The following is a 25,925-nucleotide window of genomic DNA, read 5'->3' on the forward strand; positions in this document are numbered from 1 at the left end:
GGAGGATTAGCTCAGCTGGGAGAGCATCTGCCTTACAAGCAGAGGGTCGGCGGTTCGATCCCGTCATCCTCCACCATGATTTTTCACGAAGCATAAGCTGAGTTGAATAATCATCCTTAATTTATAAGTTTAACTTAACAAATCATATCGTCGCGGGGTGGAGCAGTTCGGTAGCTCGTCGGGCTCATAACCCGAAGGTCGCAGGTTCAAATCCTGTCCCCGCAATACCATTTTTGACTTTGGATAGTATAATCCTTAATGAGTCACGCATGGATAGTTATTTTCGCTATTGCGAGGTAATGAAAGTTATTTTGCTGGCGCAACTCATGGTAAAAAAATTTGCAGGCGCAAAAATTTTTGGTCCGGTAGTTCAGTTGGTTAGAATGCCTGCCTGTCACGCAGGAGGTCGCGGGTTCGAGTCCCGTCCGGACCGCCATATTTATTTTGCATAATGGCTCAGTAGCTCAGTTGGTAGAGCAATGGACTGAAAATCCATGTGTCGGCGGTTCGATTCCGTCCTGAGCCACCATTTATTACTTGATGCCGGTGTAGCTCAACTGGTAGAGCAACTGACTTGTAATCAGTAGGTTGGGGGTTCAAGTCCTCTTGCCGGCACCAACCGAGTGATTTACTATTTGGAGGGGTAGCGAAGTGGCTAAACGCGGCGGACTGTAAATCCGCTCCTTCGGGTTCGGCAGTTCGAATCTGCCCCCCTCCACCAAGATTCTTTTCCTAGCGTAAGCGGAGTATTGAACCCCAGCTAATAGCAGGAAGATTCATTGGAAACCAATTATATTTTATAGGGGTATAGTTTAAAGGTAGAACGAAGGTCTCCAAAACCTTTGGTGTGGGTTCGATTCCTACTACCCCTGCCAATTTTATCATGGCGATTGTGGCGAAGTGGTTAACGCACCTGATTGTGGTTCAGGCATTCGTGGGTTCGATTCCCATCAGTCGCCCCATAAAAGTCACATTTTCATTTCCGTGACATATACTATCAGTGGGCTATAGCCAAGCGGTAAGGCATCGCACTTTGACTGCGACATGCGTTGGTTCGAATCCAGCTAGCCCAGTAGTGCGGAAGTAGTTCAGTGGTAGAACACCACCTTGCCAAGGTGGGGGTCGCGGGTTCGAATCCCGTCTTCCGCTCCAATATTAAGGCGGCATAGCCAAGTGGTAAGGCATGGGTCTGCAAAACCCTGATCACCGGTTCAAATCCGGTTGCCGCCTCCAAATGTAATGCCGGTGTGGCGGAATTGGCAGACGCGCACGACTCAAAATCGTGTTCCTCTGGAGTGCCGGTTCGACCCCGGCCACCGGTACCATTCGCGGGTGTAGTTTAGTGGTAAAACCTCAGCCTTCCAAGCTGATGATGAGGGTTCGATTCCCTTCACCCGCTCCAATTTACATATGATAGACTTTCTCATTAGAGGAAGTCTTTTTTTATTGTTCTGAGACTGAAATTTAGGAGGTAAATGTGGAAGAATGTAATAAATGAGTGGATTTTAGTGTGGATCAATGAGTAACAGCTTTATTTTAGTAGGATAAGGGGGGAGATTCGAAGTTTTTCAATATTATAGATAGTATTAGTAGCATTTTGTACAGGAATGGAGTTGAAAAAAGACTATTTTAGAGTGAAAATGATAATTTTACATAAAAAAGCGACTCTCTATAACTATATAACTGCTAGATTTATAGGCACTTGATAATTTATTATCGAGTTTAGCAGATATATTATCGACTTTTCGGATTTATTATCGAGTTTGGCAGATATATTATCGACCTTTCGATTTTATTATCGACTTTGCTACATTTATTATCGACTTTCCAATTTTATTTTCAAATTCACCACATTTATTTTCAATTCCAGCATTTTATTTTCAAAATCGCATTGTACCCTACGTTCACCTTATCAAGCCAAAGAAACCCAACCTTTTCATTTACCCATCACCAACCCATCCCAAACCCATCTAGTCAAAATTTTGCACCTTCTTTGTCAATTGAGTCCCCCTATTTAAGAAAGCGCTCCCATTATAATGTAAGAAAGCGATTACATTATTAGGGGTGGTGATACGGGTGGAAACCAAGATTCAGACTGGACCAGTAAGCCCAGATGCGCAAATCAAGGCGGTTACGAAGAAGAAGTTCAAGTATAAGAGCTTGCTGACGTATGCTGCCTTTGTTGGACCGGCACTTATATTTTTTTTAGTGATTCAGATTCTTCCATTTTTGATGGGGGTGTATTATTCGTTTACCTCATGGAATGGTGTCAGCTCAGTTGTAGAGTGGGTTGGATTTGATAACTACAAAAAGATCTTCACAGATGATAAGACATTTTTTAATTCCTTTATGTTCACGACGAAGTTTATGTTTGCGGCTGTGATTATTAGTAATTTAATAGGTTTCGGGTTTGCACTTCTACTGAATGCAGCATTGAAGACGCGAAACATTTTGCGGACAGTGTTTTTTATTCCCAACGTAATTGGTGGATTGCTACTCGGATTCATCTGGCAGTTCATCTTTGTGAAAGGATTTGCATCATTCGGGAATATGACGGGGATCGGATTCTTTAAAATGCCTTGGCTTGGTGATGAGACGACGGCATTCTGGGGGATTGTCATCGTGTTTGCATGGCAGATCAGTGGTTATATGATGGTCATCTATGTTGCGGCATTGCAAGGGGTGGATAATTCACTTTTGGAAGCAGCGAGGATAGATGGAGCATCCAACTGGACGTTGTTGACGAAGATTATCATTCCGTTGATTTTACCGGCATTCACAATTTGCTTCTTCTTGACGATTTCAATGGCCTTTAAGATATTCGATTTGAACATCTCGTTAACAGGCGGGGGACCATTCAATTCTACACAATCTGTGGCGATCAATATTTATCAAGAAGCGTTCCAGAATAACCGTTATGGCCTGGGAACAGCGAAATCGATCCTGTTCTTTGTGGTAGTGGCAGTGTTTACAACGGTTCAGGTGATGGTGACGAAGAAGAAGGAGGTTCAGGCGTAATGGGCAATCGCTATACGAAAAGAACGTTTGTATTAGAGATTATCGGAATTGTCATAGGGCTCATTTTCCTTATTCCTTTCTACTTCGTACTGATCAACTCAGTGAAGCCGTTTGCAGCGATTTTGATCGATGCGGCGGCGTGGCCAAAGGAATTTGTTTTCTCTAACTATGCGAAGGTGTGGGAGATCATCAATTTCCCCCGTGCTTTCTGGAACTCCTTGGTCATCACCGTTTTCAGTAACATTGGATTAGTGATTATCAGCTCCATGGCGGCGTGGAAGATGGTACGTACGCCAGGGAAGTTCAGCAAAATTTTATTTGTCATCTTTGTTTCAGCCATGGTCATTCCGTTCCAGACGGTGATGATTCCTCTTATGAAGGTAGGAGGGACGTTGGGACTTACGAATAGTATTCCAGGTTTGATCATCATGTACTTCGGATTTGGCGTGCCACTTTCTCTTTTCTTATATCATGGATTTGTGAAAACCGTTCCGATTGAGATTGAAGAATCCGCGATGATTGATGGCTGCAGTCAGTTTGGTGTGTTCTGGAGAATTGTATTCCCATTACTTAAGCCGATAACAGTAACCGTGGTCATTTTGAACACTTTATGGATTTGGAATGACTATCTGCTTCCCCTTCTTGTATTACAGGATGCGGAACTGCGTACGATTCCACTCGCAGCAAGCTCATTCTTCGCTCAGTATACGAAGCAATGGGATATGGGTCTTGCAGCATTGGTGCTTGGCATTACACCGATCATCATTTTCTTCTTATTTTTACAGAAGCATATCATCAAAGGTATTGCTTCAGGGTCAATTAAGTAGATATAAAGTTTCTGTCGAGATGGTCTATCATTGATACAGAAATTTATATAAAATAATTTATATCAGGGAGGTCAATCCATTTATGAAACGTATACTTTTACTTTGTATGTCTTTGGTTTTAGTATTTGGTATTATTGCTGGCTGTTCTTCTAAAGACACTACAAGCAAATCAGGTGGAGAGTCTGGATCAGGTGACGATGTAGTTACCCTTAATTTCTTCCAGTTCAAGGTTGAAATTGCCGATCAGCTTCAAGAAATGATCAATGAGTTCGAAGCTGAGCATCCAAACATTAAGATTAAGCTTGAAACAGTTGGTGGAGGTGCCGATTACGGTGCTGCTTTGAAAGCGAAATTTGCTTCTGGTGAAGAGCCGGACATTTTCAACAACGGTGGTTTTAAAGAGTTAGAGCTTTGGAAAGAGAAGTTAGCAGATCTTTCCGGTGAGCCATGGGTTGAGCATGTTCTTCCGATCGGTAAAGTGCCGATGACGGATGAAGATGGCAAGCTTTATGGTATGCCGGTTAACCTTGAAGGCTACGGATTTGTATATAATAAAGATTTATTTGAAGAAGCGGGAATCACTGAGCCGCCTACAACGATTGATGAGTTAAAAGACGCTGCGAAGAAGCTTGAAGCGAAGAAAATCACGCCTTTCTCAGCTGGTTATGGCGAGTGGTGGGTAATTGGTCAACATTTACTTAACATTCCGTTTGCTCAGCAGGAAGATCCGGATGCGTTCATCGCCGGTCTTTATGATGGTTCCGAGAAGATTGTAGGCAACGAAAAGTTCAAACAATTCAAAGAAGTTTTAGATGCTGAGCTTAAGTACGCAAATGATAATCCGTTAACGACGGATTACAATACACAAGTAACGCTATTTGCTTCTGGTGAAACTGCGATGCTGCAACAAGGAAACTGGACTGAGAACATGATCACTGAGATCAATCCTGAAATCAACATGGGATTCCTTCCAATTTCTATCAGCAATGATGATAGTGCTGATCGCCTTCCTGTAGGTGTACCGAATAACTGGGTATTAAACAAGAACTCTGAGCATCTTGAAGAAGCGAAAACATTCTTAGAGTGGATGGTTTCATCTGAAACTGGTAAGCGTTATATCACGGAAGAGTTTGCGTTCATCCCGGCATTCGATAACATCGAGCCAAATGGTCTTGGAGACTTAGGTCAGTCCATCCTTGACTACTCTAAAGAAGAGAAGACGATTCCTTGGACTTGGTTCAAATGGCCGGATGGAGCGAATAAGGAATTCGCTGCAACGATCCAGGAGTATGCCGCAGGGAAAATTGATTACGACACTGTACTTGAGCGATTCCAGCAAACATGGGATAACTTGAAGTAAATTGAAAAAATAGAAAGCATGTCTACTGGGCATGCTTTCTATTTTATAAGTTTAATAGGAATATTTCGAAAAAACACTTCCAAGAGCAGGGAAAAACACTTTATACTAGTGTATAAGTGAGACCTGGGAGGTCCGTCCCTCATGTTAAAGACCAGCATTCGGAATAAGTTGATTGTGTTGTTGATGATTACGACGATTGTGCCGTTTGGCAGTTCTATTATTATTACATATTTTTATACGAAGGACTCCATAGAGGAGCAGGTGGTGGAGGAGAGCAGCAATCTTCTTTATCAGGGAAAGGTGAATCTGGAGAGCTATATTAATGAGCTCAACGGGTTAACTCTATCACTCTATAATAATCCTGATTTTATTAACTTCATGAGATCACCAAGTCAAGAGAATAATTACTTGACGATTGGCATTGTAAAGAATGTTGTGCAAACGATTCTCTACACGGGTGATACAATTAACGGGGTACGTATTTCCTTCGCCGATGGTGACCGCGTCATTTCGGCAACAAAGCGCTCTACAGTTGTTTTTTCTAATAAGGTAAGGGATTCGCAATGGGAATCCTTCAGAAATGCAGAGCGCAGCCCTTATAACATGTATATTGAACCAACCCATAGTCAGGAAGAAAAGAATATCAACCGGTCGAAGGATATTGTCACGATTCACCGGGCATTCCGAAACGTTCCCGGTGATGAGGTGCTTGCTTATATCTCATTGGAGGTTTCACCTGACAAGATCATCGATTTGAGTAGAAACCTCTATAACGCTAAGTCAGAAGAATTCTATCTTCTTTCTTCGGAAGGGGAAATGATTTATAGCTCGGACCGGGATGTATCGGATGATGGCAACAACCAGAAGTGGATTAAGAGAATAATGGAATCAAAAGATGTATCAGGGACACTCGAGTGGAAGGAGGACTCCTTCAACGGGGTGATGATGTACGACCAGCTCCCTGCTTCGGCCGGCGGTTGGTTGTTAGTGAAACGGGTTCCTTACGTGAATCTTTATGAAAGCGCATTTAGTGTCGCGAAGATTAATATTCTGTTTGGAGTTCTTGGGCTATCACTTGTGGTGCTCGCGACCCTATTTGTTTCTTTCAAAATTACGTCACCCATACGGATTCTGCTTCAACATATCCAACAGGTTGAAAAAGGGAATATGAAGGTACAGTCCGAATCGTTCGGTTCCGATGAAATCGGGATCCTCGGCTACCGGTTTCAGCAGATGATCGAGCGGATCAATCATCTGATCAACCGTGAGTACAAACTGGAGCTCGAAAACAAGACGAATCAATTAAAGGTCCTCCAGTCTCAAATCAATCCGCATTTTCTCTATAATGCCCTGCAATCCATTGGAACGATTGCTTTGAAGAACAAGGTTCCGCAAATCTACTCCCTGATCACCCACCTTTCCAAAATAATGAGGTACGGGATGAATATGGAGGAGGATGTGGTTCCATTAAGCAAGGAAATCAATTACACGAACGCCTATCTTCTTTTACAAAAAGAACGTTTCGGTGAGAATCTGGATTACAGTGTAGAGGTAGAAGAAGAGGTAATGGAGACCCCGGTACCGAAGATGCTCCTGCAGCCTCTCATTGAAAACTACTTCAAACACGGATTCGATATCCGGGACGGGGTAGGGCGAATATGGTTATCTTGCTTTCAGGATGAGAAAGAATTGGTGATGATTGTCCGTGATAATGGTGTTGGCGTAACGGAAAGCAGACTTCGGGAAATAGGGGATCATTTTAAAGCAGAAGCATGGAATAAAACGGGGGATGAGACCAATATCGGACTGAAGAATGTATATGTTCGATTAAAGCTCTACTATGATCACCTGGCCACTTTACAGCTTGAAAATCATGTTGAGGGAGGCTTTATGGTCACTATGAGGCTGCCAATAAGAATGGAAGGTGAAGCAAATGAAGGCAATCATCATTGACGACGAAAAGCATGTGCGTGAGGGGTTACTTTTATTAGCGGAATGGGACAAGCATGGGATCCACACCATTCTGGAGGCGGAAGATGGAGACCAAGCCATCGAAATGATCAGAGAGCACCGGCCGGAAATCATTTTCACTGATATGAGGATGCCGAAGCGGGATGGCATTAACCTTTTAAAATGGCTTCATGCCTCTGACCTTAAAAGCAAAACCATCGTTGTAAGCGGGTATGATGATTTCGAGTATATGAGAAACGCGATCTTCTACAAAAGCTTTGATTATATTCTGAAGCCGATTGAACCGGATGTGTTAAATGAAACACTGGATAAAGCGGTAAAAGAGTGGAATGAGCAGGCTCGATCAAGAAAATCCCAGGTCGAGGAAAATCGAGTGATGAATGAGGCAAAGCCCCTCTATTGGGATCGGTTGTTTTCAAGTCTCTGTGCGAAGGAGAACATTACCACAGAGATGGTAGAAAAGGTTGATCAGGAGTTTGGGATTACCATTACAAAGCTTGCAAAGACCGTTGCCCTCATCCCCATAAAACCGATTGTGATGAAGTCCTTTCAAGGAGACCGCGACCTTGCCTTCTTTACACTTATCAACATTTGCAATGAATTGCTGCGAAAGCAAAATGATGGAGTTTGCTTCCGGAATGGGAACAAAGAAGAAGAGCTTGTGATTCTCTTCTGGAATGATAAAAATGTGACGTATCTGTTAGAGGAAATCTACTCATTGATCTATCAATATAGTAAACTCTTTACGATCATTGCAATTGGACAGAAGTCTAAGAAAATAAACGAAGCGTATGAATCTGCTTTACAGGTTTATCTTAAGCATTCTCTGCTTGATCAAAAGAAAATCGTCACCCATAAAGATGTGAAAAGACAGCCCCTGCTGCATTTGTTGGATCACTCAAATGAATTGAAATGGGCAATCCGTTCAGGGAGCCGGGAGCAGGTTCAGTCCCAGTTGGACGGGATATTTGCACAGTTGAAAACAGGGCATGCACTCTCACTTGAGCAGCTCCAGGTTTGGGAAAATCAATTTGAGTTATTACGGAATAATTGGTTGAAAGAGTATGAGATTCAGCATCCAGAACCACTCTATCGGGGCCTTGATTATTGGAATGAAGACGGCTCGTTTTCGTTCAGGAAATTTAAAGAGGAAAAGGCGAAAGAGTTCAGAGAATTAATTCAAACCCTTTCAAAGGTAAAGTACCAACGGGAAAAGAACAATATGCAGCACATTGAAGAATACCTTCAGCAGCATTATCAAGAGGATATCAATCTTCAGGACATTGCCGATCGCTTTTACCTAAGCAGGGAATACATTTCACGTAAGTTCAAACAGGATCATGGATCTACCATCACGGATTACATCACGAATATTCGGATGGAAAAGGCAAGGAAACTGCTTGAAAATCCATATTTGAAGATATATGAAGTCGCCTATGGTGTAGGGTATGGGAATGAAAAATATTTCAGCAAAGTATTTAAAAAGCACGTCGGTATGACACCAAATGAATATCGGCACTTACAATCAAACACATAACTTGGAGGTTTTACAATGTTAAACGTTACTGTATGGAATGAAAATCGTCATGAGCAGAAGAATCCGAAAGTGAGAGAGGTGTACCCTGAAGGAATTCATGGTGCCATTGCCTCCTTCCTGGGAGAAGCATCATTCAATGTGAAAACGGCTACATTAGACGAAAGTGAGCATGGATTGACGGAAGATGTGCTGGATAGTACAGACGTATTGCTGTGGTGGGGACATATCGCCCATGATGAAGTCACTGATGAAGTAGTTGAAAGAGTGAAACAGCGTGTCCTTGATGGAATGGGATTGATCGTCCTTCATTCAGGTCATTTCTCTAAAATCTTCAAAACATTGATGGGTACTTCCTGTGACCTGAAATGGCGTGAAGCTGATGAGAAAGAACGCATCTGGATAGTCGATCCAAGTCATCCGATTACAGCAGGCTTAAGGGAATACATCGAGCTTGAGAAGGAAGAAATGTATGGAGAGCATTTTGACATTCCGACTCCTGATCAGCTTGTGATGGTGAGCTGGTTCGAAGGTGGGGAAGTGTTTAGAAGCGGGTGTACGTATCAGCGTGGCAACGGAAAAGTATTCTACTTCCGTCCAGGACATGAAACGTATCCAACCTATTACAATGAAGACGTTCAGAAGGTCATCGTCAATGCAGTGAAATGGGCATCCCCTGTAGATCATGCAAGACCGGTATACGGAAACGCACAGCCGTTAGAAGAAATCAAAGGATCTAACTAAAGAACAAGAGGAGGAAAAATCATGAGTAAATTAAAAATCGGGGTTATCGGGTGTGGAAGCATCGCACAGCATCGTCATTTGCCGGAATATGCAAACAATGAAAACGTTGAAGTGGTAGCGGTGTGTGACATCGTGGAAGAACGGGCATGGAAAATAGCCAATGCAGTCGGAGCGAAAGCGTATACCAATTATAAAGAACTACTGGCGAACGCTGAAGTGGAAGCCGTGAGTGTGTGTACACCGAACTACCTGCATGCACCGATTTCCATCGATGCCCTAAACGCCGGAAAACATGTATTATGTGAAAAGCCGATGGCCACTTCAAGTGAAGAAGCTCAAAGAATGATCGATGCAGCTAGTAAAAACGGTAAAAAATTGATGATCGCTCATAACCAGCGTTTTGTCCCTTCTCACCAAAAAGCGAAGCAGCTGATTGAAAGTGGTGAAGTAGGTAAAATCTACAGTTTCCGTTCTGCATTTGGTCACGGTGGACCTGAAGGGTGGAGTGCTGACGGGAAAGACAGCTGGTTCTTTAAAAAGAATGAAGCATTCATCGGTGCCATGGGTGACCTTGGGGTACACAAAACCGATCTCCTTCGGTACATCTTAGGGGAAGAATTTGCCGAAGTCGGTGCCTTTGTTGAAACAAGTGCAAAGGAAAATGCAGATGTGGATGATACGGCTGTCTGTGTATTGAAAACCGAAAGCGGTACAATCGGTACCCTTGCAGCAAGCTGGTCTTATGTTTCGAAAGAAGACAACTCTACGATCATTTATGGAGAGAAGGCCATCCTGCGTTTAGAGGATGATCCGGTCAACTCCCTTATCGTTCAATACTTAAGCGGAGAAGTAGTGAAGTATGAGCTTGGCGGCATTCAGACAAATGACGAGGGCGGCCAGACGAATTCCCGTGTAATCGATCAATTTGTCGACAGCATCCTTCATGATGCAGAGCCTCCTGTTCCAGGTGAAGAAGGAAAGAAATCGTTAGAAGTGGTTTTATCTGCCCTGGAATCAAGTGAAACAAAACGGATCGTAAAATTGTAATAGAGGTGAATGCAGCAATGACTAAACTTCGGATGGGAGTGATCGGCGTAGGGGGCATTGCCCAAACGCGCCACATCCCTACTTTTATGAAACTATCAGATTCTGTATCCATTGAAGCGATCAGTGATATCAATCCTGTCACTGCTCAAACCGTGGCAGAAACCTTTAGCATTCCGAACGTGTTCAGTGACTATCGGGACATGTTCGGACATGTGGATGCTGTGACGATCTGTACTCCAAATAAATTTCATGCGGAAATCACGATTGCAGCGCTCAAAGCCGGGATCCATGTGTTTTGTGAGAAACCGATGGCCATGACTCCTGAAGAATGTGAATTGATGATCGAAGCTGCGGAACAGTCAGGGAAGGTTCTGGCTATCGCCTATCATTATCGTTTCATGAAGGATTCACGTGCGGCAAAGCGTGTCATCCTGGAAGATGAAATCGGTGAACCAATGGTGGCCAGGGCAAGGGCGATCCGCCGCCGCAAAGTTCCTGGCTGGGGAGTGTTTACCAACAAGGAACTTCAAGGAGGCGGCAGCCTGATCGACTACGGATGTCACTTCCTGGATCTATCCCTATGGCTCCTTGGGAACCCGGCGCCTGTTGAAGTAACCGGGACGACCTACAACAAGCTTAGTAGAATGCCAGATCAAGTGAATCAGTGGGGAGATTTTGATAAAGAGAAATTTGAAGTCGATGACCATGTGACGGCTTATATCAAGTTCGATAACGGTGCATCCATGCTCTTCGAAACGTCATGGTCTGCAAATGTCAAGGGTGATGAAGAAAGCATGAGCATATCAGGGGAAACGGGGGGGATCGATCTATTCCCGTTCCAAATGAACCAAATGAAACACGGCATGCTTCTGAATAGTGAAGCGGATTGGGTTCCCGGTGAAGATGATCCAAGTCTTCCACAAGCCCGGAACTTTATCAACAGCTGTCTCGGTTTAGAGGAGCTGGTTGTGAAGCCCCAGGAAGCCATGCAAGTGTCTCAAATAATTGATGCCATTTATAAAAGCAGTGAAACCGGACAGAGCATCCGATTGAAATAGGAGGAAGCACAAATGAAACTAGGCGTATTTACTGTATTATTTTCACAAAAGAATCTTGATGAAATGCTTGATTATGTAAAAGGAGCCGGGCTACACGCAGTGGAAATCGGCACGGGAGGTTATCCCGGAAATGCTCACTGTGACCTGGACGCTCTTTTAGAAAGCGAAGAGAAGAGAAACGAATACGTAGAGAAAGTAACGTCAAGAGGCTTGGAAATCAGTGCCTTCAGCTGTCACGGAAATCCGATCTCGCCTGATGCAGCGTTTGCGGAAGAATCCCATGTAGCACTTCAGAAAACAATAAAGCTCGCAAGCTTGATGAATGTACCGGTTGTGAACTGTTTTTCTGGAACAGCGGGCGACCATGAAGGAGCAAAGCATCCGAACTGGCCAGTATCCCCTTGGCCGAATGAATATGGGGATATTCTCAAATGGCAATGGGAAGAAAAGTTGATTCCTTACTGGAAAGAGATGGGCAGGCTCGCTCAGGATCATAATGTGAAGATCGGTCTCGAGCTGCATGGAGGTTTCCTTGTACACACTCCATATACGTTATTGAAGCTCCGTGAAGAAACATGTGACGCAATCGGTGCAAACCTTGATCCGAGTCATCTGTGGTGGCAAGGAATCGATCCGGTTGCCGCGATCAAAATCCTGGGTAAAGAAAATGCGATTCACCATTTCCATGCGAAAGATACGTATATCGACCAAGACAACGTCAACATGTACGGTCTGACGGATATGCAGCCTTACGGAAGCATCCAAACAAGAGCGTGGTCCTTCCGTTCAGTGGGCTGTGGACATTCCTTGCAGGAGTGGTCTGATATGATGAGTGCACTGCGCACATTCGGATATGATTATGTGGTAAGCATCGAGCATGAGGATCCGATCATGTCGATTGAAGAAGGCTTCGGGCGTGCCGTGAAGAATCTGAAGTCGATACTGATCGAAGAACAGCCGTCGGATATGTGGTGGGTGTAGGTTGGTAAGAAGGGAGTCCATTGGGCTCTCTTTTTTTGTGGAGTAGTTGCGTGATGTGTTAGTCTCAAATTAGTAGTGTTTAATTTACATTTAATATAAAACGGCTGGATTATTTGCCAAAATGGCTGGATTTTCACAAGAAATGGCCGGATTATCGTGAATTTCGGCCGGATTGACTCCGGCCACAGCCGAAAGCGGGTTGGATATTCCCTTTCATCTAAGGAATAAGCCATTCGTATGCTTTAGAGGCTGAGATTTCTTGGAAATGGCTATGGTTCTCGTACAAGATTCTCAATCAAAAACAGGATCCCGTGAAACAGGGATCCTGCACAAACTTCTATCCACCCACCACTTCAAATGATCCTTCTCCACCATGGACACCGAGGAACATATCCATTAACGATTTCGTGAGTTTCTCGCTTTCTTCTATAGAAAGGGAAGGCTTCAGAAAGATGATCTGAACGGAATTTTTGGTTTCTTCCCCGACGGGTGCTCGGTCTGAGTCGACGAATGGACTTCCGAAAGGTCCGTCCCCGTCACATGCGACGATCAGGTTTTCCAGGGAGTTTTCCCGGCCGTTGAGCCCTATGTATGATTGTCCGGTTTCACCAATTTTCAATTGAATGGTGTCTCCGTTAAGTTGATCCCTGTCGTAAATGCCGATGGGCACTTCGTATTGAAGGGAGAAGAAGTTGTTGAGATCGATGCTTGAGTTAATGGTGCTCAAATAATTCTGTTTTTTAACCCGGCGAAAAAGGGCTTCGGCAGAATGACGGTAGCGATTGGGGTCCTTTCCTGTTTTCCTGAAGATGTCCCGCCACGCGACAATTCCTTCAATTTCCGTCACATTTTTATCGTGAAGATCAAAGAAGATGGATTCCTGGAACAGCTGAAGCCTTCCTTTCAGCATTTGAGGAGAAGTGCCGACTTCGATATCATGATATTGAATGAATCCCACTTTGAAATCGGGGATTTTGCTTGTAATGGATGAATCAATCGTGATTTCCACTTATTTTCCCTCCACATTTGTTTTAAAATAGTTTATCATAATACACGTTCCTATTTCACGTAAGCTTAATTGTAAGTGTTGAATATATAGATAGAAAGGAGGACAGGGCAATGGATATCGATCAATTAAAACAGGATATCATCGAGTATAGCAAGGAAATCGGCATTGATAAGATTGGCTTTACAACGGCGGATACGTTCTCGGAAATGAAAAACAGGCTCCTGCGCCAGGAGATGCTCGGGTATCAATCCGGGTTTGAGGAAAAGGACATAGAAAAGCGGGTTGATCCTTCTTTGATATTTGATAAGCCGAAATCGATCATCGCCATTGCTCTCGCCTACCCTTCCAAAATGAAGAACGCTCCACAAAGTAAACGGGGAGAGAGACGGGGGATCTTTTGCCGGGCATCATGGGGGACGGATTATCACCATGTGCTTAGGGATCGTCTTTCAAAGCTGGAAGAATATATCGTATCAAGGGTTCCCCAGGCACGTTTCAAATCCATGGTGGATACGGGTGAACTCGTTGACCGTGCCGTGGCTGAGCGTGCCGGGATTGGCTGGAGCGGAAAAAACTGTTCGATTATAACACCTGAGTTCGGATCCTATGTGTATCTCGGGGAAATGGTGACAAATCTTCCCTTTGCCCCTGATACACCGATGGAGGACCAATGTGGCACATGCAATAAATGCGTGGATGTCTGCCCAACGGGAGCTCTTATCGAAGGAGGACAGCTGGATGCTCAGAAATGCATTGCCTTTTTGACGCAAACAAAGGGCTTTCTTGCCGATGAATACCGGGTAAAGCTTGGGAACCGCCTTTATGGATGTGACACCTGCCAGACCGTATGTCCTGAAAATAAAGGGATGGACTTTCATTTTCACGAAGAGATGGAGCCGGATCCAGAAATTGCAAAGCCGCTATTAAAGCCGCTTCTAACGATCAGTAACCGTGAGTTTAAAGAAAAGTATGGTCATGTATCCGGTTCATGGAGAGGTAAGAAGCCGATCCAGCGAAACGCGATCATTGCACTCGCTCATTATAAGGATACAACAGCCATTAAAGATCTCGTTGACGTGATGAAAAAGGATGTTAGACCGGTGATCCGAGGTACCTCTGCATGGGCACTTGGCAAAATCGGCGGAGAAGAAGCACAACAGGCGTTACTGAAACAGCAGTCAGTAGAAACAGATGACGATGTATTAAACGAAATCAAAAAGGGCCTTAGCCTGATAACCAAATAGTCCAAAAGGATAAACTCACATATCCACCTGAGTTTATCCTTTTTTGTTTTGAACAGTCTTCTCCCCGCATAACAATTAGGGAGGAGGGAAGACAATGATCAGAAAGCTGTTAATGGAAAAGGTTCAACATGTGATTGATGAATATACATCCCGCAGTCAGTCAGATTATCACAATGACAAAGTGAGAAGCAAGAAGGAATCTTGTCTTCGACGGAATGCGGAAATTGTAAAGGTGGATGCAGCAGGGAAAATCCAAAGCATGACACCCCAGCGTAATGAAACACAAACCATTTTATACGATGTTCACTATAAATATCTTATTAAGCAGGGGGATCTTCTTTATTTAGAAGAAGAAGTAGAGAATAGGCGTTCAGCATTTTATAAGGGTAAAATCTATGAAGACGGCGAGATTCCGATTCTCTATGAAGAGAATGTTGTACGTGAAGAGAGTTCAAACTTCGACGGGAAAGAGGCTAGAGTGACGTATCAATATGATCGGCTTAGCGCCGTGCAATATGCTGAGCGATGGTGGAACAGCTATAACCCTGCATATAAGAAGTTTGAGAATGATTGCACGAACTATATTTCACAGTGCCTCCATGCCGGGGACGCTCCCATGCGGGGGTATCCGACGAAAGGGAAAGGCTGGTGGATGAGAAATCAGAACTGGAGCTATAGCTGGACGGTTGCGAATTCCATGAGATGGTATATCCCCAATTCGACGGTCGGGTTAAGGGGAAGACAGGTAAATGACGCTAAAGAGTTGAAGCTTGGAGATGTCATCTGCTATGACTTTGAAGGGGATGGTCGTTTTGACCATACTACGATCGTAACCGGTAAAGATGCTGCAGGAGAGCCTCTCGTGAATGCCCATACGTTCAACAGCAGAATGCGGTATTGGAAGTATGAGGACTCGACTGCTTATACACCCAATATCAAGTATAGATTTTTTACCATAGTAGATGACGGCTAAGTCTTGTTCTATGGGGAGGAAATGGTATAATGTCACTTAGAGTTTTATGAATGAGGTGACAGGAACATGGGAGTACATGTTGTATTATATCAACCAGAAATCCCTGCTAATACAGGGAATATTGCGAGAACGTGTGCAGCAACGGACACAACTCTGCACTTGATCCGTCCACTCGGGTTCTCAACAGATGATAAAATGTTAAAGCGGGCAGGCCTTGATTATTGGCAGTTTGTAAACATTGTATACTATGATTCAATTGAAGAGTTCTTCGAGAAAAATGACGGTGGAGAATTTTTCTACTTAACAAAATACGGAAAGATCCCTCACACTGATTTTGACTACAGTGTAGAAGAGAAGGATTACTTCTTCATTTTTGGCAGGGAAACTTCAGGACTGCCGGATGACATCATCCAAAATAATTTGGATCGCGCCCTGCGCATACCAATGAACGAAAACGTGCGTTCATTGAACCTTTCCAATACAGCGGCGATTCTGATTTATGAAGCATTAAGACAAAGAAAATATCCGGGTCTGTTATAAAAAAAAGGAATGAGAATCATATGATTTTCATTCCTTTTTTTATTTGGCTTATACTAAGGGAAAGAATGTGAAGGAGAGAGTACATAATGAATGAAACCATTGAAACGATTCTTAAGCATCGATCCATACGGAAATTCAAGAGTGAGCCGTTAACCGAGGAGCAAATCCGGACAATTGTCTCGAGTGCCCAGGCTGCCAGTACGTCCAGTTATATTCAAGCGTATTCAATCATTGGGGTGAAGGATCCTGCTAAAAAGAAGAAGTTGGCGGAGCTTGCCGGTCCACAATTATATGTAGAAGAAAATGGTCATTTCTTTATATTCTGTGCCGATTTGTACCGCCACGAGAAGATAGGTGAATGGGAAAATGCTGATGTCATTCCAACACTTGAAAGCACGGAGAAATTCATGGTGGCATTGATTGATGCTTCACTGGCGGCCCAAAATGCGTCCATTGCTGCTGAATCCATGGGGATGGGCATTTGCTATATTGGTGGGATTCGGAATGATCTGGAATCAGTAAGTGAACTGCTGGAGCTTCCTGATCGCGTCATTCCTTTATTCGGGCTGGCTGTCGGTTTCCCTGAAGGAAATTCTGATGTGAAGCCGAGGTTGCCAATGGAAGCCATTTACCATGAGGATTCATATCAACATGATGAAGGGTACATGAAAGAGGGACTCGATCGCTATGACGAAACCATTTCTTCCTATTATCATGTACGAACTGACGGCAAACGTTCGGATCGATGGACCGAGCAAATGGCCAACATGCTGTCAGGTAAGAAACGCATGTATATGAAGGAATTTGTGGAGAAGAAAGGATTTAATAAAAGGTAGCACCCGCGTGTAGATAAAGAATCTAAAAAAATATGCCCGAAAAGATCAAATCTTTTTCGGGCTTTTTCCTAATCCATCTCCGGAAACCCGACTTTAAAATGTTCTGTGACTAACCGGATAAACTCCCTCGTTGTTTTAGGAAGATAGAAGTCTTTTTTCCATACGATACCGTAGCTTGCGTTGTTCATGTTCTCAATTTCCAATTGTTGAACGTCTTTATGCTTAAATACTTGCAGAGCACTATGGGGAACGATGGAGGAAGCGAATCCTTGTTCCACAAGATTGGCAAGAAGAACGGTATCCGAACATTCTGCCTTTATATACGGCGTCAACCCGATTGAAGTAAATGACTGAACAATCATTTCGTACAAGCCCAAACTTCGTGTACTTGGAAGGATTAATGGCTGGTGAACAATATCTTCTAATGCAATCGTGCCATGACTTGAAATCGGAACATTCGTAATGTAGTAAAATGGCTCTTCTTGAAGGGTCACCGTCTCCATATTGTCTGCTGAAAATGGCAGTCGAATCAGAGCAGCATCAATCTCACGTAATTCTAAAAGATGAATGAGCTGTGAGGATTCGTTTTGATGAATGTTATAGGTGATGTTTGGGAAGTTCTTTTCATACTCTTTCAAAATATATGGTAAATCAATGTCTGATAATGTATTTACACCAACCCTCAGCTTGCCTTTTTCCCCTGAACCAATTTCTTTCACTTCTGCTTCAGCAGCCTCCAGCAGCTTGATCATCTGATAAGCATGCTGATAAAGGGCTTTACCAGCCTCTGTAATCACCAGTTTTCTTCCTTTCCGGTAAAACAAGCTCACACCGAGATCCTCTTCCATCGTGCGCAGCTGCTGACTTAGGGGGGGCTGAGACATATGTAGTCGCTTTGCTGCAGAGAGTATTGTTTTTTCTTCCACAATCGCCAAAAAGTAACGCAGTTGTTTAAGGTCCAGCATGGTATTCCCCTTCCTTATATGATAAATATATAATAATACAATTTAATAGATATTATCCATATATATCAAGCCGTGATACCCTAAAAGTTGTTAGGGGGAGTGAAAATGAAGAAGATGCTCATTGCTATTTTTATCAGTACTCTAGCGGGATGTTCGTTTAATGCTCAAAAGGAGGAAAAAGAAGTGATTTTCACCTATATAAAAGAAGGATATATTGAAGAGGTAGAAACGTTAATTGATGAAGGGACTGATATTAATCAACAGGATGCCCTTGGTAGAACGCCTGTTATGCTGGCGACATATCAAAATAATACGGATATGGTCCGTTTACTGATTGATAAGGGAGCCGATATTCATTTACAGGATGAATTAAAAAACAATCCTTTTCTGTACGCCGGTGCAGAAGGAATGAATGACATTCTGCTTCTCACAATCGATGCAGGAGCAGATCCTGCTTTAGTGAATCGATATGGCGGAACCGCTCTAATTCCAGCTGCGGAAAAAGGCCACGGGGAGACCGTGAAACTTTTACTGGATAAAACAAACGTCGATATCAATCATGTTAACGATCTTGGCTGGACGGCGTTGATGGAAGCCATTGTATTGAGTGACGGTGGAGAGGGACATCAAGAGATTATTGCCACATTAATCGAGTATGGTGCGGATGTAACCATTCCTGATCGGGAAGGTAAATCACCAATTGAGCGTGCGAGGGAAAGAGGTTTTGTAGAAATTGAGGAGATGCTGCTTAAAGCCGGAGCGGTTAAAGTATCATGAAATACAAAGGGCAGACCGTAGGAACCGCCCTACAAAGCTTTCAATGGCTCATGTTTTTAATTGGCACGTCGATTGCTCTTCCCATTGTGATTGGTAGTGTGTTTGGTTTAAGTGAGACCGAGATTTCAGGGTTAATGCAAAGAACGCTTTTCCTGGTTGCTCTCGGCTCCATTCTTCAGAAAGTAATTGGACATTCCCTTCCGATTATTGAAGGACCGGCTGGATCCTGGGTAAGTGTGTTTGTTATTTTGGCAGCCTTTTCTAAGCAAAATGGTCTGTCGGTTGAAGAATCTTTATCACTTGGTATGGGCTCACTTGCTTTAGCAGGATGTATACTGATCCTTATGGGATTAGTGAAAAATAAATTATTTTACCAAAGAGTATTTCCACCTTTGGTTTCAGGTGTATTTTTGTTTCTTCTAGCGATTCAGCTTAGTGGTATCTTTTTTAATGGGATGATCGTACAAGAAGAAGGAAACGTTGATTGGAAACTGACGATGCTTGCCATATTCGTTTTTATCTTTATTGTGATTCTATCAATTAAAGCAAAAGGTTGGGGAAAGCAGTTTTCACTCTTAATAGGCATCATTGTTGGCTGGGGTGTGTTCGCCATTTTCGGTGGGGCTTCTACCCCTATTGGACAGAGGGATCTTAATAGTCTAGCTGTGCCAGAACTATTTTCATGGGGACCCCCTGCAATCAACGGTAGTATCATCACTGCGACTATTCTGTTTTCGTTTACCCTGATTCTAAACAATATTGCAGCCATTGATTCGATGTATGATGTTTATGATGGAGAGAAGATCAATAAACAAGACAGTATAAGAAGAGGGTTTGTCGTCGGAGGAATCAATCATTGGTTATCATCCATTTTCTCTGCTCTTGCCATTGTGCCCTTACCGGTTACATCCGGTTTTGTACAAACGACGAAACAAAGAAGCGGTCTGCCATTTCTTATAGCAGCAGGCAGTTTATTACTCATATCCTTTATGCCACAGGTGGTCCATGTCGTGTCTACTTTGCCTGTAGCCGTCGCAAGTGCAGCGCTGCTTTCAACAATCGTGAATATGTTTATCATTTCGGTAAAGAAGATAACTTCGATTCAGTTGAAACAAAGGGAATTATCAATCATTGGTATTTCACTTTTGAGTGGCACGAGTCTTTTCTTTCAATCTTCGGATCTTTTCAAAGACCTTCCGAGTTCGCTTCAAATTGTAATGAGTAATGGGTTGATCGTGGGGACATTTGTAGTGATTGCTCTTAATTTAATATGGCGTAATAACTAAAAAAACTGGCCCGGGCCAGTTTTTTTAGTTTATGAATTAGTTGGAGCCGGGTTTATCATTATATCCAGCAGTGAAAATCGCTACTAAGAATGCTAAAGATACACCTATAATCATTATAGTACCCATGTTTGGTAACCTCCCAGTTTCACTTATTCCACAGTCTGTCTTTAGTATAGCCTATTTTTTATTTGATGTGAATGAAATCAGTTATTTTTTTACTGAATCTATGGCAGTTTGACGAAATGAAAATGAAAACCCTTGTATCTTACAGGCATGCCCTATTGTTTCCCGTGAATATCGGACCTTTGTCTGTAATAAATATATCTTGTTAACATGTTCAGTTGACCAAGCGCATACAGTATATTAATCGTCTCTCATTAAGCGACAGGGGGAGGTCCTTATGGATATTTTAAAAAAAATCGAACATTACCGAGAAGAAGAAGAGAAACTGAAATGGGAAGGGACGTTTGCTCAGTATTTAGACCTGCTGAAAGAGAAGCCTTGGGTTGGGCAATCCGCTCATTCAAGAGTCTTTAATATGATTAAGGATGCCGGGGTTGAGGAGGTCGAGGGGAAACGAAAGTATAAGTTCTTCAGCAATCAATTATTTGGCTTAGAAGAGGCGCTGGAAAGACTCGTTGAAGAATACTTTCATCCTGCTGCGAAGCGATTAGATGTCCGAAAGAGAATCTTGTTACTGATGGGCCCTGTTAGTGGAGGGAAATCAACCCTTGTGTCGATGCTTAAACGCGGGTTGGAGCAGTATTCCCGGACTGAAAGAGGAGGCGTCTTTTCAATCAAAGGCTGTCCGATGCATGAAGATCCACTGCATTTGATTCCTCAACATTTACGTGAAGATTTTTACAACGAATATGGCATTCGCATTGAAGGAAATCTCTCTCCGTTAAATACTATGCGTTTGGAGAAAGAATATCATGGCCGCATAGAAGACGTTCAGGTCGAAAGAGTCTTTTTCTCTGAAGATAAACGTGTCGGAATTGGTACGTTCAGTCCATCTGATCCAAAATCACAGGATATCGCTGATTTAACAGGAAGTATCGACTTTTCCACGATTGCCGAGTTTGGTTCTGAGTCAGATCCGAGGGCTTACCGATTTGATGGAGAATTAAATAAAGCAAACCGTGGATTGATGGAATTCCAGGAAATGCTTAAGTGTGATGAAAAGTTCTTATGGCACTTATTATCCCTTACTCAGGAAGGAAACTTCAAGGCAGGCCGATTTGCCCTTATTTCAGCCGACGAGTTGATTGTGGCTCATACGAATGAAACTGAGTATAGATCCTTCATTTCTAATAAGAAGAATGAAGCCTTACATTCCCGTATTATTGTCATGCCGGTTCCATATAACCTGAAAGTCACTCAAGAAGAGAAAATATATGAGAAAATGATCAACGAAAGTGATGTGTCGAACGTCCACGTGGCTCCTCATACGTTACGGGTAGCGGCGATGTTCACCATTTTAACCCGATTGAAAGAACCAAAGCGTGGTGATATTGATTTAATCAAGAAAATGCGCTTGTACGACGGTGAGAATGTCGAAGGCTTTAACTCCGCAGATGTGGATGAAATGAAGAAGGAATATCAGGATGAAGGAATGAGCGGAATCGATCCGCGTTATGTCATTAACCGAATCTCATCTACGATCATTCGTAAAGAGATACCGACCATTAACGCGTTAGATGTGCTACGTGCTTTGAAAGAAGGACTGGATCAGCATCCATCGATTACAAATGAGCTTCGTGATAAGTATTTGAACTTTATCTCCCTCGCCCGTAAGGAATACGATGATATTGCCAAGAAAGAAGTTCAGAAAGCCTTCGTGTATTCATATGAAGAGTCTGCGAAGACGCTTATGGATAACTATCTTGATAACGTTGAAGCATACTGCAATAAGGCTAAGCTTCATGATCCATTAACCGGTGAAGAAATCAATCCGGATGAAAAGCTGATGCGCTCCATTGAAGAGCAAATCGGCATTTCAGAAAATGCGAAAAAAGCATTCCGTGAAGAAATTCTTATCCGTATCTCTGCCTATGCCCGCAAAGGAAAACGTTTCGACTACAATTCACATGATCGCTTGAGAGAAGCCATTCAGAAGAAGCTATTCGCTGACTTGAAGGACGTTGTGAAAATCACGACTTCATCTAAAACGCCAGACGAACAGCAGCTGAAGAAAGTCAACGAAGTGGTTGCCCGCCTCATCGATGAACACGGCTACAACTCTACATCCGCCAACGAATTACTGCGCTATGTGGGCAGCCTGTTGAATCGTTAATAGAAGTGAAATCGGGAGGTGCCGGGCACCTCCCGATTTTTCTTTAAAGTTTAAATCTCTTACCTACAGGGAAAAGTAGTAGCCAAGAGGTGAGAATATTGACCAAAAACAAATATGAACTGGATAAAAACTATGAACCTGAAAATGGATCGATGGCACATGATATGGAAGAGATGGAGCAGCTAGGGAAGCAAATGGACAAACTCAGAACGAATGAAGAGCTGAAAGAAGACAAGAAACAACCCGACCCTGTTCAATTTAAAGAGAAAGACAAGGAATAGTTGACGGAAAAGTCTGAATATAATAGTCTATAGATAGAGAGCTGGGCCCATTATCTAATATGAAAGTGGGTGGAGAGGATGTCTTCTAAACCTCATCGGCCAGAAGATGCAGAACCTCTTAACGGAAGCATGGCCTCCAATATGGAGGAAGTCATTAAGCTAGGGAAGCAAATGGAAAAGTTACGTTCCAGTGGCGAATTAAAGATACACAATCGAGTATCAGACCCGGCTCAATATGAAGAAGAAGCTTAATCAGGTGTTTCTGCCTGGTTATTTTTTTTTGACTGAACGTGCTATGGAGTCATTTCTATAGAACGATCAATGACCTCTACACAACCTGTCAGAAAAATAGGCTTGTCCAATCAAAAAAGAACGTTTAATTGTCGAAATTATTTGTAAATTTATCAATACTTCTGCATAGGATAGAGTAATCCCCGTTTCACTTCATGGGATACATGCAGTTTAGACAGTCAACATAGTGTATGCAGGAAAACGAAAAATTGTGAAAAATTTTAAGGAGGGGAATAATTTGAGTCAAATGGATAATCATCAGTTTGTCATTTCCAAGGAAGATTGGGCCCTCCACCGCAAAGGTCACGATGATCAACAAAGACATCAAGAGAAAGTACAGGATGCGATTCGAAATAACTTACCTGATTTGATTACAGAAGAAAATATTGTCATGTCCAATGGTCGAGACGTCGTCAAGATACCGATTCGTTCTTTAGATGAATATAAAATTCGTTACAACTATGATAAGAATAAACATGTCGGGCAAGGAGACGGTGAGAGTCAGGTAGGGGACGTCATTGCAAGAGACGGCACACCACAGCAGCAGGATCCTGGAAAAGGTCAAGGGGCCGGAGATAAAGCCGGTGAAGACTACTATGAAGCAGAAGTGTCGATGCTGGAGATTGAAGAAGCCTTATTTAGCCAATTGGAACTTCCGAACCTAAAGAAGAAGGAGCAAGATGTTCAAACCGTCGAGCACATTGAATTCAATGATATCCGTAAAACAGGCCTAATGGGGAATATAGATAAAAAGAAGACGATGATGTCTGCCTTCAAGAGAAATGCCATGAAAGGAGCACCAAGCTTTCATCCGATATATACCGAAGACTTGAAGTTCAGAACATGGAATGAAGTGTTGAAACCTGAATCCAAAGCGGTCGTCTTGGCCATGATGGATACGAGTGGAAGTATGGGAGTATGGGAGAAATATATGGCAAGAAGCTTTTTCTTCTGGATGACCCGCTTCTTACGCACTAAATATGAAACGGTGGAAATTGAATTCATCGCTCATCATACCGAAGCCAAAGTGGTGTCAGAAGAACATTTCTTCTCTAAAGGGGAAAGCGGAGGAACCATCTGTTCATCAGCTTATCGTAAAGCGTTGGAACTCATCGATGGAAAGTACGCTCCGAGCCGCTACAATATCTATCCGTTCCACTTCTCTGATGGAGATAATTTAACGTCTGATAACGTGCGATGTGTCAAGCTTGTAGAAGAATTAATGAAAGTATCCAGCATGTTCGGATACGGGGAAGTAAACCAGTATAACCGTCATTCCACTCTCATGTCAGCCTACAAGAACATTAAAAACGACGATTTCCGTTACTATATTCTCAAACAAAAAGCCGATGTGTTCCACGCCATGAAAAGTTTCTTCCACAAGGAACAGGAAAAAGCATTCGCATGAGAAAACCAGCCGATGAGGCTGGTTTTTCACTGGAATCTATTAATCTAATTACATATTAAATAATTAGGTGATTCTATAACCAAAGTGCTAAAATAGAAAGGAAGAAATCGTTTTACAAATAAAAACATTCTATAAGCGATGAGGTTTATCATGACAGATGAAAAGCAAGAAATCCAACGATTAAAACAGGAAATTAAGGAATTACAAGAACAGTTAGCTCAATCGGAACAAATCATCATGGATATTTCTGCACCCATTATCCCATCCATCATCCCTGAAACCATATTGATTCCTGTTACTGGAAGACTCAACCCTGAACGCTTTGAGCGGATCATTTCAAAGATACTGGACGTGTCATATGGAGAAGATATTAGTACGATTATTATAGACTTTTCAGCCATATCAGAAAATGAAATCGGGGAAATTGACATCTTCGGCACTTATATACATAACATGGTCAAAGCTATTGGGTTGATGGGGATCGAAACCCTTTTCGTCGGATTTACCCCGGCTCTGACTCAAGTGATGATCAATTCAGGAGTAAGAGAACTTCAAGGAATCAAAAGCTTCCTCACATTCCGCACGGCATTGCAGTACTTGATGAGTGAAAAGGACCTTGAATTTCAAAAGATAAGTGAGTAGAAGAACCTTCCCCAATGGTTGGTTCTTTTTCGTGACTGAAAACACCTTTCATGTTTGATCTAAGATAGGGAAAACTATCCTTATCTGAGACATAAAGGATTTGAGCTGCTTATGGTAGATTTTAAAGACTTAGGTATCGTAGCATTAAGAATCTTTACGATCCTTCCATTTATGATATTTGTGACACTATATATGGGAAAGCGGTCAATTGGAGAATTACCGGTGTTTGACTTTTTAGTGGTCCTTGTATTCGGTTCTGTTGTAGGGGCAGATATTGCCGATCCCAACATCGAACACATCCATACCATCGTCGCAATGATTCTTATCGCCATATTACAAAAAATCTTGACCAAAATGAAAATTTCTTCAAGAAAAATGGGTAAAATTCTTTCCTTTGAACCTACTGTTGTCATTGAAAACGGTCAGATTCTAAAAGAAGAATTAAAGAAAACCGGTTATACGATTGATAATATCTTGATGCTCCTTCGGGAAAAAGAAGTTTTCCTGCTGGAAGATATACAAATCGGAATCATTGAGCCTAACGGAAGTTTATCGATTCAAAAGATGCCTTCAAAACAAACCGTTACAGCTGAAGATGCGGGAGTCATGAAGCGAACGAGCCTTGCGTTCCCTCTTATTGTAGATGGAATATTGCATACAAGCGTTTTAGATAAATTAAACGTGGAGGAAAAACGGGTATGGGAAGAAATCGGGAAAGCGGGATTCTCTTCAATCGATGAGGTGTTCTATGCCTCCATCAATGCAAGGAAAGAAATCCATATTGTGAAAACACCTGATATTCATTCGTATCCTGATTTCTTTAACTGAGCATTCATA

23 protein-coding genes and 13 tRNA genes are annotated in these 25,925 nt (G+C 42.6%); 34 read left to right on the forward strand and 2 right to left on the reverse strand.

Annotated elements, in window-relative coordinates; genetic code table 11:
- The 22 genes from Q1B03_RS06870 (at window position 1) to Q1B03_RS06975 (ending at window position 12,540) form a co-directional block, all read left to right on the forward strand.
- A tRNA-Val gene (locus Q1B03_RS06870) sits at window positions 1-76 on the forward strand.
- A gap of 75 nt (window positions 77-151) precedes the next feature.
- Window positions 152-225: transfer RNA gene (locus Q1B03_RS06875), tRNA-Met, on the forward strand.
- Window positions 226-359: 134 nt separating this feature from the next.
- Window positions 360-436, forward strand: a tRNA-Asp gene (locus Q1B03_RS06880).
- Between the two features lie 17 nt (window positions 437-453).
- A tRNA-Phe gene (locus Q1B03_RS06885) sits at window positions 454-529 on the forward strand.
- 13 nt (window positions 530-542) lie between these two features.
- Window positions 543-618 (forward strand) — tRNA-Thr (locus Q1B03_RS06890).
- A gap of 19 nt (window positions 619-637) precedes the next feature.
- A tRNA-Tyr gene (locus tag Q1B03_RS06895) sits at window positions 638-721 on the forward strand.
- Between the two features lie 80 nt (window positions 722-801).
- Window positions 802-875 (forward strand) — tRNA-Trp (locus Q1B03_RS06900).
- Window positions 876-886: 11 nt separating this feature from the next.
- A tRNA-His gene (locus Q1B03_RS06905) sits at window positions 887-962 on the forward strand.
- Window positions 963-1,001: 39 nt separating this feature from the next.
- Window positions 1,002-1,073, forward strand: a tRNA-Gln gene (locus Q1B03_RS06910).
- A 4-nt stretch (window positions 1,074-1,077) separates the two neighbouring features.
- Window positions 1,078-1,152, forward strand: a tRNA-Gly gene (locus Q1B03_RS06915).
- Between the two features lie 7 nt (window positions 1,153-1,159).
- Window positions 1,160-1,233: transfer RNA gene (locus Q1B03_RS06920), tRNA-Cys, on the forward strand.
- An 8-nt stretch (window positions 1,234-1,241) separates the two neighbouring features.
- Window positions 1,242-1,325: transfer RNA gene (locus Q1B03_RS06925), tRNA-Leu, on the forward strand.
- Between the two features lie 3 nt (window positions 1,326-1,328).
- A tRNA-Gly gene (locus Q1B03_RS06930) sits at window positions 1,329-1,402 on the forward strand.
- A 674-nt stretch (window positions 1,403-2,076) separates the two neighbouring features.
- Window positions 2,077-3,018 carry a carbohydrate ABC transporter permease gene (locus tag Q1B03_RS06935; protein WP_299739722.1) on the forward strand — a complete coding sequence of 314 codons (942 nt, stop codon included), beginning with the start codon at window positions 2,077-2,079 and terminating at the stop codon, window positions 3,016-3,018.
- Entirely contained in the window at window positions 3,018-3,845 is an 828-nt protein-coding gene (locus tag Q1B03_RS06940) for a carbohydrate ABC transporter permease (RefSeq protein WP_299739724.1), read from the forward strand. Before Q1B03_RS06935 ends, Q1B03_RS06940 begins: the two co-directional genes overlap by 1 nt.
- Before the next feature lie 82 nt (window positions 3,846-3,927).
- Entirely contained in the window at window positions 3,928-5,205 is a 1,278-nt protein-coding gene (locus tag Q1B03_RS06945; protein WP_299739726.1) for an ABC transporter substrate-binding protein, read from the forward strand.
- Between the two features lie 141 nt (window positions 5,206-5,346).
- Window positions 5,347-7,158, forward strand: a complete 1,812-nt coding sequence (locus Q1B03_RS06950; protein WP_299739728.1) for a sensor histidine kinase — start codon at window positions 5,347-5,349, stop codon at window positions 7,156-7,158.
- Entirely contained in the window at window positions 7,139-8,713 is a 1,575-nt protein-coding gene (locus tag Q1B03_RS06955; RefSeq protein ID WP_299739730.1) for a response regulator, read from the forward strand. The genes Q1B03_RS06950 and Q1B03_RS06955 overlap by 20 nt, the downstream gene beginning before the upstream one ends.
- Window positions 8,714-8,728: 15 nt before the next feature.
- Window positions 8,729-9,454: a ThuA domain-containing protein gene (locus tag Q1B03_RS06960; RefSeq protein ID WP_299739732.1), complete on the forward strand. Its 726-nt coding sequence runs from the start codon at window positions 8,729-8,731 to the stop codon at window positions 9,452-9,454.
- Window positions 9,455-9,475: 21 nt separating this feature from the next.
- The gene (locus Q1B03_RS06965; RefSeq protein ID WP_299739734.1) at window positions 9,476-10,501 is read left to right on the forward strand and encodes a Gfo/Idh/MocA family protein; all 1,026 of its coding nucleotides are present in this window, start codon (window positions 9,476-9,478) and stop codon (window positions 10,499-10,501) included.
- 17 nt (window positions 10,502-10,518) lie between these two features.
- Window positions 10,519-11,559, forward strand: a complete 1,041-nt coding sequence (locus tag Q1B03_RS06970; RefSeq protein ID WP_299739736.1) for a Gfo/Idh/MocA family protein — start codon at window positions 10,519-10,521, stop codon at window positions 11,557-11,559.
- Between the two features lie 12 nt (window positions 11,560-11,571).
- On the forward strand, window positions 11,572-12,540 hold the full coding sequence (locus tag Q1B03_RS06975) for a sugar phosphate isomerase/epimerase (RefSeq protein WP_299739738.1): 969 nt from the start codon (window positions 11,572-11,574) through the stop codon (window positions 12,538-12,540).
- A 337-nt stretch (window positions 12,541-12,877) separates the two neighbouring features.
- On the opposite strand, the gene Q1B03_RS06980 is transcribed toward Q1B03_RS06975, so the two are convergent.
- The gene (locus tag Q1B03_RS06980; protein ID WP_299739740.1) at window positions 12,878-13,549 is read right to left on the reverse strand and encodes a B3/4 domain-containing protein; all 672 of its coding nucleotides are present in this window, start codon (window positions 13,547-13,549) and stop codon (window positions 12,878-12,880) included.
- A 110-nt stretch (window positions 13,550-13,659) separates the two neighbouring features.
- On the opposite strand from Q1B03_RS06980, the gene queG reads away from it, so the two are divergent.
- The 4 genes from queG (at window position 13,660) to nfsA (ending at window position 17,142) form a co-directional block, all read left to right on the forward strand.
- Window positions 13,660-14,793, forward strand: coding sequence for a tRNA epoxyqueuosine(34) reductase QueG (gene queG, locus Q1B03_RS06985; RefSeq protein WP_299739741.1), 1,134 nt, complete (start codon window positions 13,660-13,662; stop codon window positions 14,791-14,793).
- 94 nt (window positions 14,794-14,887) lie between these two features.
- Entirely contained in the window at window positions 14,888-15,766 is an 879-nt protein-coding gene (locus Q1B03_RS06990; protein ID WP_299739743.1) for an amidase domain-containing protein, read from the forward strand.
- 66 nt (window positions 15,767-15,832) lie between these two features.
- Entirely contained in the window at window positions 15,833-16,306 is a 474-nt protein-coding gene (gene trmL, locus Q1B03_RS06995; protein ID WP_299739745.1) for a tRNA (uridine(34)/cytosine(34)/5-carboxymethylaminomethyluridine(34)-2'-O)-methyltransferase TrmL, read from the forward strand.
- Between the two features lie 86 nt (window positions 16,307-16,392).
- The gene (gene nfsA / locus Q1B03_RS07000; RefSeq protein WP_299739747.1) at window positions 16,393-17,142 is read left to right on the forward strand and encodes an oxygen-insensitive NADPH nitroreductase; all 750 of its coding nucleotides are present in this window, start codon (window positions 16,393-16,395) and stop codon (window positions 17,140-17,142) included.
- 68 nt (window positions 17,143-17,210) lie between these two features.
- Here the strand turns inward: nfsA and Q1B03_RS07005 are convergent, their stop codons facing one another.
- Window positions 17,211-18,107, reverse strand: a complete 897-nt coding sequence (locus Q1B03_RS07005) for a LysR family transcriptional regulator (protein WP_299739749.1) — start codon at window positions 18,105-18,107, stop codon at window positions 17,211-17,213.
- Between the two features lie 105 nt (window positions 18,108-18,212).
- On the opposite strand from Q1B03_RS07005, the gene Q1B03_RS07010 reads away from it, so the two are divergent.
- The 8 genes from Q1B03_RS07010 to Q1B03_RS07045 all read left to right on the forward strand — a co-directional run bounded on the left by Q1B03_RS07010 (window position 18,213) and on the right by Q1B03_RS07045 (window position 25,916).
- The gene (locus Q1B03_RS07010; protein WP_299739751.1) at window positions 18,213-18,884 is read left to right on the forward strand and encodes an ankyrin repeat domain-containing protein; all 672 of its coding nucleotides are present in this window, start codon (window positions 18,213-18,215) and stop codon (window positions 18,882-18,884) included.
- Window positions 18,881-20,170, forward strand: a complete 1,290-nt coding sequence (locus Q1B03_RS07015; protein ID WP_299739753.1) for a purine/pyrimidine permease — start codon at window positions 18,881-18,883, stop codon at window positions 20,168-20,170. The genes Q1B03_RS07010 and Q1B03_RS07015 overlap by 4 nt, the downstream gene beginning before the upstream one ends.
- Window positions 20,171-20,570: 400 nt before the next feature.
- Window positions 20,571-22,466, forward strand: coding sequence for a PrkA family serine protein kinase (locus tag Q1B03_RS07020; protein ID WP_044337899.1), 1,896 nt, complete (start codon window positions 20,571-20,573; stop codon window positions 22,464-22,466).
- A gap of 98 nt (window positions 22,467-22,564) precedes the next feature.
- On the forward strand, window positions 22,565-22,747 hold the full coding sequence (locus Q1B03_RS07025; protein ID WP_299739758.1) for a hypothetical protein: 183 nt from the start codon (window positions 22,565-22,567) through the stop codon (window positions 22,745-22,747).
- Between the two features lie 78 nt (window positions 22,748-22,825).
- A complete protein-coding gene (locus Q1B03_RS07030; protein ID WP_299739760.1) occupies window positions 22,826-22,999 on the forward strand; it encodes a multidrug ABC transporter ATPase in 174 nt (57 codons plus the stop codon).
- Window positions 23,000-23,276: 277 nt separating this feature from the next.
- A complete protein-coding gene (gene yhbH / locus Q1B03_RS07035) occupies window positions 23,277-24,446 on the forward strand; it encodes a sporulation protein YhbH (protein WP_299739762.1) in 1,170 nt (389 codons plus the stop codon).
- Between the two features lie 150 nt (window positions 24,447-24,596).
- Window positions 24,597-25,088, forward strand: a complete 492-nt coding sequence (locus Q1B03_RS07040) for an STAS domain-containing protein (RefSeq protein WP_299739764.1) — start codon at window positions 24,597-24,599, stop codon at window positions 25,086-25,088.
- A 111-nt stretch (window positions 25,089-25,199) separates the two neighbouring features.
- Window positions 25,200-25,916 (forward strand): DUF421 domain-containing protein, encoded by a 717-nt coding sequence (locus Q1B03_RS07045; protein WP_299739766.1) that lies wholly within the window; start codon window positions 25,200-25,202, stop codon window positions 25,914-25,916.
- The last annotated feature ends 9 nt before the right edge of the window (window positions 25,917-25,925 follow it).

Source organism: uncultured Rossellomorea sp., assembly GCF_947488365.1.
GTDB lineage: Bacteria > Bacillota > Bacilli > Bacillales > Bacillaceae_B > Rossellomorea.

Bases quoted from the DNA above. Each gene is read 5' to 3' on its own strand.
- nfsA (WP_299739747.1), top strand. From the start codon at position 16,393: ATGAATGAAACCATTGAAACGATTCTTAAGCATCGATCCATACGGAAA.
- Q1B03_RS06975 (WP_299739738.1), top strand. From the start codon at position 11,572: ATGAAACTAGGCGTATTTACTGTATTATTTTCACAAAAGAATCTTGAT.
- Q1B03_RS07005 (WP_299739749.1), bottom strand. From the start codon at position 18,107: ATGCTGGACCTTAAACAACTGCGTTACTTTTTGGCGATTGTGGAAGAA.
- Q1B03_RS06970 (WP_299739736.1), top strand. From the start codon at position 10,519: ATGACTAAACTTCGGATGGGAGTGATCGGCGTAGGGGGCATTGCCCAA.
- Q1B03_RS06945 (WP_299739726.1), top strand. From the start codon at position 3,928: ATGAAACGTATACTTTTACTTTGTATGTCTTTGGTTTTAGTATTTGGT.
- Q1B03_RS06940 (WP_299739724.1), top strand. From the start codon at position 3,018: ATGGGCAATCGCTATACGAAAAGAACGTTTGTATTAGAGATTATCGGA.
- Q1B03_RS06955 (WP_299739730.1), top strand. From the start codon at position 7,139: ATGAAGGCAATCATCATTGACGACGAAAAGCATGTGCGTGAGGGGTTA.
- Q1B03_RS07030 (WP_299739760.1), top strand. From the start codon at position 22,826: ATGTCTTCTAAACCTCATCGGCCAGAAGATGCAGAACCTCTTAACGGA.
- trmL (WP_299739745.1), top strand. From the start codon at position 15,833: ATGGGAGTACATGTTGTATTATATCAACCAGAAATCCCTGCTAATACA.
- Q1B03_RS06950 (WP_299739728.1), top strand. From the start codon at position 5,347: ATGTTAAAGACCAGCATTCGGAATAAGTTGATTGTGTTGTTGATGATT.
- Q1B03_RS06965 (WP_299739734.1), top strand. From the start codon at position 9,476: ATGAGTAAATTAAAAATCGGGGTTATCGGGTGTGGAAGCATCGCACAG.
- Q1B03_RS07010 (WP_299739751.1), top strand. From the start codon at position 18,213: ATGAAGAAGATGCTCATTGCTATTTTTATCAGTACTCTAGCGGGATGT.
- Q1B03_RS07015 (WP_299739753.1), top strand. From the start codon at position 18,881: ATGAAATACAAAGGGCAGACCGTAGGAACCGCCCTACAAAGCTTTCAA.
- Q1B03_RS06960 (WP_299739732.1), top strand. From the start codon at position 8,729: ATGTTAAACGTTACTGTATGGAATGAAAATCGTCATGAGCAGAAGAAT.
- queG (WP_299739741.1), top strand. From the start codon at position 13,660: ATGGATATCGATCAATTAAAACAGGATATCATCGAGTATAGCAAGGAA.
- Q1B03_RS07020 (WP_044337899.1), top strand. From the start codon at position 20,571: ATGGATATTTTAAAAAAAATCGAACATTACCGAGAAGAAGAAGAGAAA.
- Q1B03_RS07040 (WP_299739764.1), top strand. From the start codon at position 24,597: ATGACAGATGAAAAGCAAGAAATCCAACGATTAAAACAGGAAATTAAG.
- Q1B03_RS06990 (WP_299739743.1), top strand. From the start codon at position 14,888: ATGATCAGAAAGCTGTTAATGGAAAAGGTTCAACATGTGATTGATGAA.
- Q1B03_RS07045 (WP_299739766.1), top strand. From the start codon at position 25,200: ATGGTAGATTTTAAAGACTTAGGTATCGTAGCATTAAGAATCTTTACG.